This is a genomic window from Thermomonas sp. (assembly GCF_023953935.1).
In the GTDB taxonomy this organism is placed as follows: domain Bacteria; phylum Pseudomonadota; class Gammaproteobacteria; order Xanthomonadales; family Xanthomonadaceae; genus Thermomonas.
On the sequence record NZ_JAMLIW010000002.1, the window covers coordinates 46,421 to 61,063 of the forward strand.

Below are 14,643 nucleotides of genomic sequence, written 5' to 3' on the forward strand. Positions count from 1 at the left end.
CAGCCGATGCCTTGAAGTGCATTCGACGTGAACGAATTGTTAGGCGGCGGCTACCGTGATCTTCAGGCCAAGAGCATGTGCAACTTTGCTGACGGTGGCGAAGCTCGGATTTCCTGTGCCTGACAATGCCTTGTATAGCCCCATGCGGGTCAGGCCAGTTTGCGCAGCGAGTTGAGTGATGTTGCGCGCGCGAGCCACGTCACCGAGAGCTGCGAGGAAGAGAGCAGGGTCGTCTTCATCCGCACAAGCGGTCAGATAAGCGGCAATGTCTTCTTCGGTCTCGAGGTAGTCGGCGGTGTCGAAGCGAGTGAAGGTCTCTTTGGATTTGGCCATGTTCATGTCTCCCAAGATGCGGCAATTTCAGTGGCGAGCCGTATGTCTTTCGCTTTGCGAGGATTTGTCTCCGCCACAGAGCAGAAGAATCAAGGTCTTGCCCTTGAATGTGTAGTAGACGCGGTAGCCTGTTCCCGCCGGCCGGCTTCAACGGCTGCTTGCCGACGCGCAAAGTCGAGGAAACCTGACTGAATTGTCAGGCGGCAGATTTGATCTGCCAGCCGGGAAACACGAGAACGGCAGGATGGCAGCGCAAGGCCGTACCCAGCGCCTTGGCACGTTCCACACCCAGATTGACCCGGCCATTTTCAATGCTGGAAATGGTGGTCTGAGGAATGCCGCACAGGGCGGAGAGCTGCGTCTGGCTGAGCCCCTGCAGTTCGCGGATGATGCGCACCGATTCACCGGGCGTGACGTCGATGCGCTTTTTGGCGGGAATGAGTCTGCGCATATTCAGCGTTTCCGATAGTCATGTGGAGTCACCCGAACGACCTGGACAATCATCACATCCGCCTCGACGGAATAGATGACACGCCATTGTTCGTTCAGCCGGGAGGATCTGCAACCTTTCCAGTCGCCCGAGAGTGCCTCATCCCGGAAGCCCTTGATGGCGCGAAGCCCTTGCGGGCCGGAAAGCATGGCAATGTCCTTCCATTTTTCATAGCGCTTGAGGATTTCGACGGGAACACGCCCGGAAGAGAGTTCCTTGTCCGCCTGGCGATGTTCCAGTATCTTCCACATTGCTTATTGTGGCTAGGCTAAATATAGCATGTCAAGCGGCAACAATGCACAGCTGTCCGCTGCCATTTGACCACTGAACGCACTTCGCCACGCGGCTGCAGCAACCAAACCCCGCCCTGCCAACAATCACCCCTACAATCCCCCCTCCACCCCATCCAGGCCACGCCTTTGACCGCAGCCGCCAGCGCCCTGCCCGCCCGCGAGGATTTCCTTGGCCATCCCAAGGGGGTTTACGTCTGCTTCTTCACCGAGATGTGGGAGCGCTTCTCGTTTTACGGGATGAAGGCGCTGTTGTTGTTGTATTTGATCAAATATCACCGGTTCGGGGATGCGTCGGGGCTGGATCTGCTGGGGGCTTATGGCGGGCTGGTGTACTGCCTGCCGGTGATCGGCGGGTTGCTGGCGGACCGCTGGCTGGGGATGCGCAAGGCGGTGACGTTTGGCGGCATCTTGCTGGTACTGGGGCATCTGGGCATGGCGGTGGAAGGCCATGCGGCCAGTGTCGTGAACGGGGCGGTGGTGCGCGATGAGGGCGCGCTGCGGGTGATGTATCTGTCGCTGGCGCTGATCATCATGGGCGTGGGCTTCTTGAAGCCGAACATTTCCACCATCGTCGGCAAGCTCTACGCGGACAACGATCCGCGCCGCGATTCCGGGTTTTCGCTGTTTTATGCCGGGATCAATCTTGGCGCGCTGTTTGCCTCGCTGGTGTGCGGCTACGTCGGCGAAACCTGGGGCTGGAAGTACGGGTTCGGCGCCGCCGGCATCGGCATGGTGATCGGGCTGGCGATGTTTTTGTGGGGGCAGAAGTACCTGCACGGCCACGCCGAGCCAGCGAATCCGGCCGCGCTGCGCCAGCGGCTGGGCGGGATTCCGCGCGAGTGGCTGATCTATGCGCTGGCGCTGCTGGGCGTGCTGCCGGTGGGCTGGTTGATGTGGGCCACCGCCAACGGCGCGTTTGCGCTGGGCGGCGAAATCTCGCTGGCACTGCTGTTGATGATCGTGGTGCTGGGCGCGGTGCTGGTCTGGTTTGGCTGGTTCATCGGCGCCCGCTGCAGCAAGGTCCAGCGCGAGCAGATGCTGGCGATGATGGCGATGATCTTCATGGCGCTGGTGTTTTTCACCCTTTACGAGCAGACCTACGGTTCGTGGGTGACCTTCACCGATCGGCTGCTGACCAAGGACATCGTGCCGGCGATGGTGGTGCGCGACGGCACGCCCTGGCCGTGGTCCACGGTGTCGCTGCTGCTGGCGCCGCTGGCGTTCTTCCTCGCGGCGCGGATGTCCGACCGCAAGCCGGACTCGACCGCACCGCGCACGCTGTTCCTCACCGCCAGCGCGGTCATCCTGGTGCTGCTGATCCGCGACTGCGTGGCGCTGCCGCAAACCGCCGGTTCGCTGACCTATCTGGGCGCGTTCTTCCTGGTGGCGCTGGCACCGATCTTCACCGCGCTGTGGGGCTGGCTGGACAAGCGCAGGCTGGATCCGTCCAAGCCGACCAAATCGGCCATCGGGCTGCTGTTCGGCGGACTGTCGTTCGTGCCGATGGCGCTGGCGGCGCAGCAGGTGGGCGCCACCGGCGCGATCGCCAGCGTGTGGTGGCTGGTGCTGGCTTACCTGATTCTGGAAATCGGCGAGATGTGCCTGTCGCCGGTGGGGCTGTCGGCGGTGACGCAGCTGGCGGTGCCGCGCGTGGTCAGCCTGATGATGGGCACCTGGTTCCTCGCCACCGCGTTTTCGGAAACGCTGGCCGCGCTGTTCGGCAAGCTGGCCGCCATCGACGTGCCCGAGGGCGAGGCCCTGAATCTCGCCGACGCCGCGGCAAAATACGCCCACCTGTTCTGGCTGCTGATGTGGATCGGGATCGGCTGCGCGGTGCTCGCGTTCCTGGTCGCGCCGCTGCTGCGGCGGATGATGCACGGGGTGAAGTGAGGCTGAACCGCGGCTGCCAATCGGGGCGTGGGCTGCTGCTAAACTCGGTCCTTTGATCCCGTCGAGTCATGCCGCATGCCGAACCAGCGCCCGCTTGCCCTCGCCCTTGCCGTCACCCTCGCCGCTGCCCTGGCCGCACCCGCCAGCCAGGCGGCCAAGCGTCCGGCTCCCGCCAGAAAGCCCGCGGCCGCCTGCCACGATTTCTACCTTGAAGCCAACAAGGGCTGGCTGGCCGCCAACCCGATGCCGGCGGCAGGAGCGACCTCGGCGCTGGGCGAGCTGGCGGCGCGGGCGCAGCTGCAGCAGCGCAATTTGCTCGATGCGGCGATGCAGTCGCCGCAGAACGACGTGCAGAAGCTGCTCGGCGATTTCTGGGCCAGCGGCCTCGATGAAGCGGCGGTGGAAGCCGACGGCGCCAAGCCGCTGGCGCCGCTGCTGGGCCGCATCAACGGCATCAAGTCCAGCAAGGACATCGCCCCCGCCATCGCGGCGCTGCATCAGGTCGGCATCCCGGTGGCGTTCCAGTTCGGTGCCGATGTCGATCTGCGCGACCTCGGCCGTCATCTGGGCTATTTCAGCCAGGGCGGCCTCGGCCTGCCCGACCCGGCTTATTACACCCGCATCGATCCCGACACCCAGGCGCTGGTGGCGCGCTACGCCGATTACATCCGCAAGGTCCTCGCCCTGACCGGGGTACCTCAGGCTGACATCGAGAACCAGACCGCGCTGGTGCTCGACCTGGAGCGCAAGCTCGCGCAGGCCGCGCGCCCGCTTCCGGAACTGCGCGATCCGCGCAGCAACTTCGTGCCGGTGGCCACATCCGGCCTCGGCAAGCAATTCCGCAACTTGCAGCTCGACGCTTTCCTCAAGGCCCAGGGCGTCAGTGACGACACGGTATCGCTGGCCAACCCGGAGCTGTTCGCCCAGATCGACAAGCTGGTCGGCACGCAGCGCCCGGCCCAGTGGCAGGCCTACCTGCGGTTCCGGGTCGGCGATGCGATGGCACCGTACCTGTCACAACCCTGGCGCAGCGCGAACTTCGAGTTCCGCGGCAAGGTCCTGCACGGACTGGCCGCGCCGGCACCGCGCTGGCAGCAGGTGCTCGACGCCATCAACCTTGCCGCCGGGCCGATGCTGGGCCGCGAATACGCGGCCGCCAACCTGAGCGACGCCAGCCGCCGCCAGGCCGAGCAGATCGCATTGCAGGTGCGCGACGCTCTCAAGCAGGCGGTCGCAGGCAGCCACCGCATGAGTGAGACTGCCAAGGCCGAAGCGGTGAAGAAGCTGGAGCGTCTGCGCATCGAAATCGGGGTGCCGGCCTACGATATCGACTACACCATCCAGCCGATGGGCCGCGGCAGCTTCGGCAGCAACATGCTGATCGCCTCGACCTGGCGCCATGCCCAGGAAATGCGCCGGATCGGACGCAAGAATGCCGTCCGCCGCTGGGACGTGCTGCCGCAGCAGCCGGCGCTGGCCTACGACCTGGCGCACAATCGCCTGATCATCACCGCCGCCATGCTGCAGATGCCGGTGCTGGACATGGCCATGCCGGAAGGCAACCGCTACGGCGCGTTCGGCGCGCTGGTCGGGCATGAGCTCAGCCACGCCATCGACGACCGCGGCCGCCACGTTGACGCCGACGGCAACGTCCGCGACTGGTGGAGTGCCAGCGACGCCAGCGCCTGGGATGCCATCAGCAACAAGGTGGTGGCCCTGTACGGCGGCCTCACCTACCCCGGTCTGGCCGGCGCCAAGGTCAACGGCACGCTGACCCGCAGTGAGAACCTTGCCGATCTGGCCGGCGTTGAACTGGCCTTTGCGGCACTCAACGCCGCGCAGCCCAATGCCAACACGACCACGCGCAAGGCCTTCTTCACCGGCTGGGCCCAGGTCTGGGCACAGCGTGTCACCCTCAACGAAGCGCAGACCCGCGTCCAGCAGGACGTGCGCGCGCCTGGCGAGTGGCGCGCCAACGTGCCACTGATGCAGTCGCAGGGCTTTGCCAGCGCCTGGGGCTGCCCGGTTGGCACCCCGATGCACGCCGCCAGCCCGCTGCGGATTTTCGACTGAGGACGATTCGACTGCCGAAGATTCGACTGACGACAATCAGCCCGGGCTGGGCAACGCCCGGCCCCGCGCTCAGCCCTCCGGCCGCATGTACGGGAACAGCAGCACGTCGCGGATTGAACTGGAGCCGGTCAGCAGCATCACGAAGCGATCGATGCCCACGCCCAGGCCGCCGGTCGGGGCCAAACCGATTTCAAGCGCGCGAATGTAATCGGCGTCGAAGTGCATGGCCTCGTCGTCTCCGGCATCCTTGGCCGCAACCTGCGCCTTGAACCGCGCCGCCTGATCTTCCGGATCGTTCAATTCGGAGAACCCGTTTGCCAGCTCCTTGCCGCCGATGAACAGCTCGAAGCGGTCGGTGATCCCCGGCTCACTGTCGGATTCGCGCGCCAGCGGACTGACTTCCACCGGATAATGGGTGATGAAGGTGGGCTGGATCAGGCCGCCCTCGACCGTCTTCTCGAAGATTTCCAGCAGCAGCTTGCCCCAGCCGTAGCCCGGCTTCACGTGGACGCCCAGGCGTGCGCAATGCGCGGCCAGCGCGTCGCGATCACGGCAGTCGGCGACGGAAATCTCCGGATTCAATTCGAGCACCGCTTCTTCCAGCTTCCAGCGACGGAACGCGGGGCCGAGGTCGATGCTGTTGCCATCCCATTCGAACACGGTGGCGCCCATCGCATCAAAGGCGACATCGCGCATCATGCCTTCGGTCAGGTCCATCACTTCGGTGTAGGTGGCGTAGGCCTCGTACAGCTCCAGCATGGTGAACTCGGGATTGTGGCGGGTGCTCACCCCTTCGTTGCGGAAGTTGCGATTGATCTCGTAGACCCGCTCCAGCCCGCCGACCACAAGACGCTTGAGGTACAGCTCCGGCGCCACGCGCAGGAACAGATCGAGGTCGAGCGCGTTGTGGTGGGTGGTGAACGGCTTGGCCGTGGCACCACCGGCGAGGTAGTGCATCATCGGCGTTTCCACCTCTAGGAAGCGTCGCGCATCCAGCCAGCGGCGGATGCCGGCGACGATCCTCGAACGCGCGACGAACACCTCGCGCGCTTCCGGCGTCACGATCAGGTCGACGTAGCGCTGGCGGTAGCGCTGTTCGACGTTGCTCAGGCCGTGGAACTTGTCCGGCAGCGGCCGCAGCGATTTCACCAGCAAGCGCAGCGATTCCGCACGCACCGACAGCTCGCCGGTTCTGGTGCGCATCAGCCCGCCTTCGGCGGCGACGATGTCGCCGATGTCCCAGCCCTTGAAGGCTTCGTAGGTCTCGCCCAGCGCGGTGCTTTGCAGGAACAGCTGGATCCGCCCGCTCATGTCCTGCACGGTGGCGAACGCGGCCTTGCCCATGACCCGCTTGGCCAGCAGGCGGCCGGCGATGGCAACGCAGCGGCCATCGGCTTCCAGCGCCTCACCGGTCCATTTGTCCGCATCGGCGTACTCGGCCTGCAGGTCGCCGGCGTAGTCCGCGCGCCGGAAATCATTGGGGAAAGCGACGCCCTGCCCGCGCAGCGCCGCCAGCTTGGCGCGGCGCTCGGCGATCAGGTGATTTTCGTCCCGGGCGGGTTGCTGCGTGGTGTCCTGCGAATTGTTCATGGGTTCCGTTCATCCTTCGACAGGCTCAGGACGAACGGAAAATCGTTCGCCGCAAGACCGTTCATGGTGAGCCTGTCGAACCATGAACGGCGATCCATCGACAAGCTCGGGACGAACGGAAAATCGTTCGCCGCAAGACCGTTCGTGGTGAGCCTGTCGAACCATGAACGGCGATCCATCGACAAGCTCGGGACAAACGGAAAACCGTTCGCCGCAAGACCGTTCATGGTGAGCCTGTCGAACCATGAACGGCGATCCATCACGCCGCGTCGCTGCGTTTGGCACCCGCCTCCAGGCCGGCTTTCAGGCTGGCCTCGATGAACTCGTCCAGGTCGCCGTCCAGCACCTTCTGGGTATCGCTGCGCTCGATGCCGGTGCGCAGGTCCTTGATCCGCGACTGGTCGAGCACGTAGTTGCGGATCTGGCTGCCCCAGCCGATGTCCGACTTGGTGGCTTCCACCGCATCGCGCTCGGCGTTGCGCTTCTGGATCTCCAGCTCGTAGAGCTTGGCCTTGAGCATCTTCATCGCGCGGTCGCGATTGGCGTGCTGGCTGCGCTCGGTCTGGCAGGCCACCACCACGCCCGATGGCGCATGGTGGATGCGCACCGCCGATTCGGTCTTGTTGACGTGCTGACCGCCGGCGCCCGATGAACGATAGACGTCGGTCTTCAGGTCGGCCGGATTGATCTCGATGTCGATGTCGTCATCGACTTCCGGCGCCACGAACACCGAGGTAAAGCTGGTGTGACGGCGGTTGTCGGAATCGAACGGCGACTTGCGCACCAGCCGGTGCACGCCGATTTCGGTCTTCAGCCAGCCGTAGGCGTATTCGCCCTCGACCCGGAAGCTGGCCGACTTGATCCCGGCCACGTCGCCGCCGGAGGCTTCCAGCAGCTCGGTCTTCCAGCCGCGCGATTCGGCCCAGCGCAGGTACATGCGCAGCAGCATCTCGGCCCAGTCCTGCGCCTCGGTGCCGCCGGCGCCGGCCTGGATGTCGACGAAGGCGTTGGCGCTGTCCATCTTGCCGGAGAACATGCGCTGGAATTCGATCTGTTCGACACCCTTCTGGTAGCGGTCGACGTCGGCTTCCACTGCCAGCGCGGTGGCCTCGTCGTCTTCCATCTCGGCCAGCTCGAGCAGTTCGTCGGAGCCGGACAGGCCGTCCTTCAGTTCGCGGATGCCGTTGACGACCTTGTCGAGCAGCGAACGCTCGCGGCCCAGCGCCTGCGCGCGCGCCGGGTCGTTCCAGACATCGGGATGTTCCAGTTCACGTTCGACTTCCTCGAGCCGCTCGCGCTTGGAATCGTAGTCAAAGATACCCCCGGAGCGCGTCCAGCCGCCCGGTGAGGTCGGCGATGCGGGCTCGGATGGGATTGAGTTCCAGCATGGGGAAACCGCGAAGGTGATGACAATCGCGCAGTTTAGCAGGCCACTCGCTCGGGATTGACCGCGCTTCAGGCGGCCGGCGCGCCGACCGCCCAGGTGAACAGCCGGCTCGGGCGCAGCGCGCCTTCTGCATTCACCTCGCCCAGCCCAAGCCCGCGGCCGCGTTCGTCGAGCAGGGCCACCTGCCGCTGGCGCGGCTGGTAAGGCCCGTGCAGGCCCTGCCCGTGCGCCAGCCGCTGCGCCTGCGCCGCGTTGACCCGCACGCAGGGCCAGGACGTCATCCCCGCCTCGACCGGCAGCAGGCAGGCGTCGAGCACGCGCTCACCGGCCTGTTCCAGCAGCCGTTCAAGCTCATCGAGCGTCCACATCCGCGGCTCGCGGAAGGGATCGACCCACAGCCGCCGCAGCGCGGCGACGTGGGCGCCGCAGCCGAGCAGCTCACCGAGATCGCGCACCAGGCTGCGCACGTAGGTTCCCGAACCGCATTCCACGTGCAGGCGCAGCTGCGGCGTGCCGGCATCGAGCAGGTCGGCGGCGTTGAGCAGATCGAAGGCGTGCACGTCCACCTCGCGTGCTTCGACTTCGATGATTTCGCCGCGTCGCGCGCGCGCGTACAGCGGCTCGCCGCCGCGCTTGAGCGCCGAGTAGATCGGCGGCTTCTGGGCGATGCGCCCGGTCAATTGCCCCAGCGCCGCATCGATCCGATCCACGGTCAGCGCGGGCACCGGGCGCTCGCGCAGCACCTGGCCGTCGGCATCGTCGCTGTCGGTGGTGATCCCCAGCCGCGCCGCCGTTTCATAGGCCTTGCGCGCGCCCAGCAGTCCGCCGGCAATCTTGGTGGCCTCGCCGAAGCAGACCGGCAGCAACCCGGTGGCCAGCGGATCGAGGCTGCCGGTGTGCCCGCCTTTCTCCGCGCGGAACAGGCGCCGCACGCGCTGCAAGGCCTGGTTCGACGACAGCCCCTGCGGCTTGTCCAGCAGCAGGATGCCGTCGAGTTTGCGGAAGACGATGCGCGCGGGCGTCATGGTTGCGACTGTAGGCGGGGGCGCCGCAGCGGACAAGCGCCGTCGCGGCGAGCACGGGCTCAGCCGCCGCGCAGCAATTGGTCAATGCGCTCGCCGCGCTCGACCGAGCTGTCGTAATGGAAGCGCAGCTCCGGCACGTGGCGCATCCGCACCGCCCGCGCCAGCTGGTGGCGAATCTCCGGAGCCAGCGCGTTCAGTGCCTTCACGGTGTCCGCCGCACGCTCGGTCATCAACACGGTGACAAACACCTTGGCGTGGGCCATGTCACGGGTCACCTCGACATCGGACACGCTCGACGAATCCAGCCCATGCTCGCGCACCGCCTCATGCACCAGCGTCCCCAGCTCACGCCGGAGCAAGGCGGAAACGCGGTCGGTGCGGGAGAAGGATTTCATTGCAGTGGTGATTGGTGATTCGTGATTGGTGATTGGCAGAAGCTGAGGGCTGGTGGGGGTAGTCGGGTGACCGGGACTGGTGATGGAAGGGAAACAGTGCTCTTTCGAATCACCAATCACGAATCACCAATCACGCGCTCTTCTTGCGCCCAAGGCGCAATCACAACGTGCGCTGCACCTCGACGCGTTCGAAGCACTCGATCACGTCGCCCGGCTGCACGTCGTTGTAGGCCTTCACGCCGATGCCGCATTCGGTGTTGACGCGCACCTCGTCGACCGCGTCCTTGAAGCGCCGCAGCGATTCCAGTTCGCCTTCGAAGATCACGGTATTGTCGCGCAGCACGCGGATCGGCTTGGACTTCTTGACCACGCCTTCGGTCACCATGCAGCCGGCCACCGCGCCGAACTTGGAACTGCGGAACACGTCGCGCACCTCGGCGGTGCCGATGATCTCCTCGCGCACTTCCTTGCCCAGCACGTTCGAGGCCACCTGCTTCACCTGGTCGATCACGTCATAGATGATCGAGAAGTAGCGCAGGTCGACGCCGTTGGCTTCGATCACCTTGCGCGCGGAAGCATCGGCGCGCACGTTGAAGCCGATGACGGTGGCCTTCGACGTCACCGCCAGCTGGGCGTCGGACTCGGTGATGCCGCCCACGCCGGAGCCAATGACGTTGATCCGGATCTGGTCGTTGGACAGGCCTTCCAGCGCCTCGCGCAGCGCCTGCATGGTGCCGTGCACGTCGGCCTTGACCACCAGGTTCAGGGTCTGCTGGGCAGCACCATCGCCCATCTGGGCCATGATGTCTTCCATGCGGTTGCCGGCGGACGCCACCAGCCGCAGCTCGCGACGCCTGGATTCGCGCTGCTGGGCCACGTCCTTGGCCAGGCGTTCGTCGGCGACGACGACGAAGTCATCCCCCGCATCCGGCACGCCCGAGAGGCCGAGCACCTGCACCGGGATCGACGGGCCGGCATCCGCCACTTGGCGTCCGGTCTCGTCGAACAGCGCACGCACGCGGCCGTACTGGATGCCGCAGACCAGGTAATCGCCCTTGGACAACCGGCCCTGCTGGACCAGCACCGTGGCCACCGGGCCGCGGCCCTTGTCGAGCGCGGATTCGATCACCACGCCCGAGGCGCGGCCCTCCGGCGCAGCCTTGAGGTCGAGCACCTCCGACTGCAGGATGATCGCGTCGAGCAGGTCGTCAACCCCGAGGCCGGTCTTGGCCGACAGTTCGACCATCTGCACGTCGCCGCCGAATTCCTCGGCCACGATCTCGTGCGCCAGCAGGTCGTTCTTGACCCTTGAGGGATCGGCGTCGGACTTGTCGATCTTGTTGATCGCCACGATCAGCGGCACGTTGCCGGCCTTGGCGTGGTGGATCGCCTCGATCGTCTGCGGCATCACGCCGTCGTCGGCAGCCACCACCAGCACCACCAGGTCGGTCAGACGGGCGCCGCGCTGGCGCATCTGGGTGAAGGCGGCGTGGCCGGGGGTGTCGAGGAAGCTGATCGTGCCCTTGTCCGTCTCGACGTGGTAGGCGCCGATGTGCTGGGTGATGCCGCCGGCCTCGCCGGTGGCCACCTTGGTCCGGCGGATGTAGTCGAGCAGCGAAGTCTTGCCGTGGTCGACGTGACCCATGATCGTCACCACCGGCGGACGCGGCGCCAGCTCGCGCTGGTCGCCCCCGACCCGCGCCAGCAGTTCGGATTCAGCGTCGTCGGCCACTGCCGCCACCGCCTTGTGGCCGAGTTCTTCCGTCACCAGCACCGCGGTGTCGTGGTCGATGGTTTGGGTGATGGTTGCCATCACGCCCATCTTGAACAGCATCTTGACGACGTCGCCGCCCTTCAGCGCCAGCTTCTGGGCCAGATCGGCCACGGTGATCGCCTCGCCGATGGCGACTTCCCGCACCACCGGCGCGGTCGGCTTGTTGAAGCCGGTGCCGGTACGCGAAGGATCGGGACCGCGCTTCTGCAACCGGCCCTTGGTGCGTACGCTGGTGCGGCGCGCCCGGTCGCCGGCCGACAGGTGCAGCTTGCCGGCAAACCGCGCCGTGCTGTCGTCGTCCTCGACACCGGAGACCATCGCATGCGAACCGCGATGGGCCTTGCCCTTGGCGGGGCCGGCCTTGTCGCCGGCGCGCGGCGTCGCCGGCGCGGGCTTGGCATGCCCGTGGTGCTTGGACTTGCCGGCGTCCTCGCGCCCGGCGCCGGTGTCCGCGTCCAGCGCCGCCGCCGCTGCCTCGGCCGCGGCCCGTTCGGCGGCCTCGCGCTCCAGACGCTGGATCTCGGCCAGCTCCTCAGCGCGCTGGCGATCCCGCTCGACCAGCGCCTGCTGCTCGGCCAGGTTGCGCGCACGCGATTCCTCCAGCTTGCGCAGCGCCTCGGCGCGCTCCGGATCCAGCGCCGGATCGACCTTCGTCGCGCCGTCGCCGCCCTTGGCGCCGGTTCGCAGGGTGATTTTCTTGCGGGTGACGACTTCGACCGTGCTGGCGCTGCGGCTGCCCTTGGCGCCGCCGGTGACGGTGATTTCCTGTTTGCGGGTGCGGCTCAGGGTGATCTTGCCCGGCGCCGCAGGCTCCTCCGCAACGGACGCGGTCTTGCCATGCGCGCGGCGGAGGAAATTGTGCAGTTTGAGCTTTTCGACGCTGGTGATGGCCTGGTCGGGATCGCTGAACTTCATGCCGGCTTCGGCCAGCTGCTCCAGCAATTTATCGACCGGCGTGTTCACCAGTTCGGCCAACTTGCGGATGGTGGTTTGCTGCGACATTCGGTTTCCGGGGTGTTTGCCTGGATCGGCGAACCGATCCGGCATGAATGGGCGATTTTATCGCGTTCCTGATGACTCAGGCCCCGCGCCGTCGGTGACGGCGCGCTGCGTTCATTCGAACCAGTGCCGGCGCGCCTCCATGATCAGCGCGGCCGCGCGTTCCTCGTCCAGGCCTTCGACATCGGCGATTTCATCGGTCGCCATCTCGGCCAGATCCTCGCGCGTGCGCACGCCGCGCTCGGCCAAGGCGTAGGCGGTGGCTTCGTCCATGCCGGGCAGGTCAAGCAGGTCTTGCGCCGGCTGGTTTTCATCCAGCCCTTCCTCCACCGCCAGCGCGTCGTGCAGCAGCGCGTCGCGGGCGCGCGAGCGCAGCTCCTCGACGATGTCCTCGTCGAAATCCTCGACCGCCAGCAGTTCGCCCACCGGGATATACGCCACTTCCTCGACCGTGCTGAAGCCCTCGCCGACCAGAATGCTGGCGATTTCCTCATCGACCTCGAGCTTCTCCATGAACAGCGCCTTGGCCGTCGCCTGTTCGGCTTCGGACTTCTCGCGCACCTGGTCGGCAGTCATCACGTTGAGCTGCCAGCCGGTCAGGCGACTGGCGAGGCGCACGTTCTGGCCTCCGCGGCCAATGGCCTTGGCGAGGTTTTCCTCGGCCACCGCCAGGTCCATCGAATGCTTGTCTTCATCGACCACGATCGACTGCACCTCGGCCGGCGCCATCGCGTTGATCACGAACTGCGCCGGGTTGTCGCTCCACAGGATGATGTCCACGCGCTCGCCGTTGAGCTCGTTGGTGACCGCCTGCACGCGTGAACCGCGCATGCCGATGCAGGCGCCGATCGGATCGGTGCGATTGTCGTGCGCCAGCACCGCGATCTTGGCGCGGTCGCCCGGGTCGCGCGCGCAGGCCTTGATCGACACCAGACCCTGGCCGACTTCCGGCACTTCCAGCTTGAACAGCTCCATCATGAACTCGGGCGCGGCGCGGCTGATGAACAGCTGCGGCCCGCGCGGCTCGCTGCGCACGTCGAACAGGTAGCCGCGGACGCGGTCGCCGGTGCGCAGCACGTCACGCGGGATGCCCTTGTCCTTGGGAATGATCGCTTCGGCATTGCCGCCCAGGTCCACATAGACATTGCCGCGCTCGACGCGCTTGACCACGCCGGTGACGAGCTCGCCGATGCGGTCCTTCCACGCATCCACCACCTGCGCCCGCTCGGCTTCGCGCACGCGCTGCACGATCACCTGCTTGGCGGCCTGCGCGGCGATGCGGCCGAACTCGGGGTTGTCGATCTGCTCCTCGATGTAGTCGCCGACATCGACGTCCTCGCTCTCGTCGAGCGCGTCCATCAGCCGCAGCTGGCGGTCGGGCGATTCCATCACCACGTCATCGGCCACCACCTCCCAGCGCCGGAAGGTCTCGTAGCTGCCGTCCTTGGGGTCGATCTGGACCCGGATCAGCACGTCCTGCTCGGCGTAGCGCTTCTTGGCCGCCGAGGCCAGCGCCGCTTCCATCGCTTCGAGGATCACCGCCTCCGGCACGCCCTTCTCGGCCGCCACCGCGTCGATGACCATCAACAGTTCCTTGCTCATGCCCGCTTACTCCGCGTCAAGCGGCCCGCTGGCCGCCGGGTGGTTGGTTGAATTTTTCTTCGCCGCAGGCGCCTTGCCCGCAACGTCCTTCTTCTTGCTCGACTTCTGCTTGCCCGGCCGCGCATCGCGCCCGGATTTGTCCTGCGCCGGCGCCAGGCCCAGCGCCACCCAATCGGGAACGAGCCTGGCTTTCTCGATGTTCTCCGCCGCGGTCGCGAACTCGGCGCCATCGAGATCGAACACGATGCGCTCGCCATCCACACGCAGGATCGCGCCTTGCAACCGGCGGCGACCGTCCTGCGGCAGCTTCAGCGTGACTTTGGCGCTCTCCCCGACGAAGCGCGCGAACTGCGGCGCCGAGAACAGCGGCCGATCCAGCCCCGGCGAGGACACCTCCAGCGTGTAATTGCCGCTGATCGGATCTTCGACATCCAGCTGCGCCGACACCTCGCGGCTGACCGCCTCGCATTCGTCGATGCCCACCGAGCGCGACGCCGCCTCGGCTTCGGGCACGTCGATGTACAGCCGCAGCACCGCCCCACCGGGGGCGGTCAGGTACTCCGCGCCCAGCAGTTCCAGCCCGAGGGCCGCCACCGTGGGCGCAAGCAATGCTGCGATTTCATCGGCCTTGTCGGTCACGTCGCGATCCATCCCGCCTTGATGCGTCTTGCCTGTAGCGTCCTGCAATGGTGCGGCGCCAGCGCCGCCCCGGAAAACAAAAAAGGACCCGATGGGCCCTTTTCCGATGACGCTGGATGTGAAGGCCAGCAGACGCCTTCACGAGCCCGAGTC

At 66.3% G+C, this 14,643-nt stretch carries 13 protein-coding genes; 2 read left to right on the forward strand and 11 right to left on the reverse strand.

What is annotated here, in order from left to right; genetic code table 11:
* Positions 1–39: 39 nt before the first annotated feature.
* The 3 genes from M9902_RS02980 to M9902_RS02990 all read right to left on the reverse strand — a co-directional run bounded on the left by M9902_RS02980 (position 40) and on the right by M9902_RS02990 (position 1,074).
* Complete coding sequence (locus tag M9902_RS02980) at positions 40–333, reverse strand: addiction module antidote protein (RefSeq protein WP_297171499.1); 294 nt, start codon at positions 331–333, stop codon at positions 40–42.
* A 196-nt stretch (positions 334–529) separates the two neighbouring features.
* Complete coding sequence (locus M9902_RS02985) at positions 530–784, reverse strand: helix-turn-helix transcriptional regulator (protein WP_297171500.1); 255 nt, start codon at positions 782–784, stop codon at positions 530–532.
* Positions 785–786: 2 nt separating this feature from the next.
* Complete coding sequence (locus M9902_RS02990) at positions 787–1,074, reverse strand: type II toxin-antitoxin system mRNA interferase toxin, RelE/StbE family (RefSeq protein ID WP_297171501.1); 288 nt, start codon at positions 1,072–1,074, stop codon at positions 787–789.
* Between the two features lie 168 nt (positions 1,075–1,242).
* Here M9902_RS02990 and M9902_RS02995 point away from each other — a divergent pair, with 168 nt between their 5' ends.
* Together M9902_RS02995 and M9902_RS03000 are read left to right on the forward strand one after the other, a co-directional pair.
* Positions 1,243–3,006, forward strand: a complete 1,764-nt coding sequence (locus M9902_RS02995) for an oligopeptide:H+ symporter (RefSeq protein ID WP_297221103.1) — start codon at positions 1,243–1,245, stop codon at positions 3,004–3,006.
* A gap of 75 nt (positions 3,007–3,081) precedes the next feature.
* Complete coding sequence (locus M9902_RS03000) at positions 3,082–5,079, forward strand: M13 family metallopeptidase (RefSeq protein WP_297221105.1); 1,998 nt, start codon at positions 3,082–3,084, stop codon at positions 5,077–5,079.
* Positions 5,080–5,148: 69 nt separating this feature from the next.
* Here the strand turns inward: M9902_RS03000 and lysS are convergent, their stop codons facing one another.
* From lysS to rimP, 8 genes are all read right to left on the reverse strand, one after another.
* Positions 5,149–6,669 carry a lysine--tRNA ligase gene (lysS, locus tag M9902_RS03005; RefSeq protein WP_297221107.1) on the reverse strand — a complete coding sequence of 507 codons (1,521 nt, stop codon included), beginning with the start codon at positions 6,667–6,669 and terminating at the stop codon, positions 5,149–5,151.
* Positions 6,666–6,896, reverse strand: coding sequence for a hypothetical protein (locus M9902_RS03010; RefSeq protein ID WP_297221109.1), 231 nt, complete (start codon positions 6,894–6,896; stop codon positions 6,666–6,668). Before M9902_RS03010 ends, lysS begins: the two co-directional genes overlap by 4 nt.
* A gap of 32 nt (positions 6,897–6,928) precedes the next feature.
* Positions 6,929–8,057, reverse strand: a protein-coding gene (gene prfB / locus M9902_RS03015; RefSeq protein WP_297221111.1) for a peptide chain release factor 2 whose coding sequence is annotated in 2 segments (ribosomal slippage) — positions 6,929–7,981 and positions 7,983–8,057 — 1,128 coding nt in all. Because the reading frame shifts where the segments join, the coding sequence is not laid out codon by codon here.
* A gap of 67 nt (positions 8,058–8,124) precedes the next feature.
* Positions 8,125–9,081: a tRNA pseudouridine(55) synthase TruB gene (gene truB, locus M9902_RS03020; protein ID WP_297171714.1), complete on the reverse strand. Its 957-nt coding sequence runs from the start codon at positions 9,079–9,081 to the stop codon at positions 8,125–8,127.
* 59 nt (positions 9,082–9,140) lie between these two features.
* Positions 9,141–9,476, reverse strand: coding sequence for a 30S ribosome-binding factor RbfA (gene rbfA, locus M9902_RS03025; RefSeq protein WP_297171712.1), 336 nt, complete (start codon positions 9,474–9,476; stop codon positions 9,141–9,143).
* A 160-nt stretch (positions 9,477–9,636) separates the two neighbouring features.
* Positions 9,637–12,252, reverse strand: coding sequence for a translation initiation factor IF-2 (infB, locus tag M9902_RS03030; RefSeq protein ID WP_297221114.1), 2,616 nt, complete (start codon positions 12,250–12,252; stop codon positions 9,637–9,639).
* 111 nt (positions 12,253–12,363) lie between these two features.
* Entirely contained in the window at positions 12,364–13,851 is a 1,488-nt protein-coding gene (gene nusA / locus M9902_RS03035; protein ID WP_297172982.1) for a transcription termination factor NusA, read from the reverse strand.
* Positions 13,852–13,857: 6 nt separating this feature from the next.
* Positions 13,858–14,490, reverse strand: a complete 633-nt coding sequence (gene rimP / locus M9902_RS03040; RefSeq protein WP_297221330.1) for a ribosome maturation factor RimP — start codon at positions 14,488–14,490, stop codon at positions 13,858–13,860.
* Between the last annotated feature and the right edge of the window lie 153 nt (positions 14,491–14,643).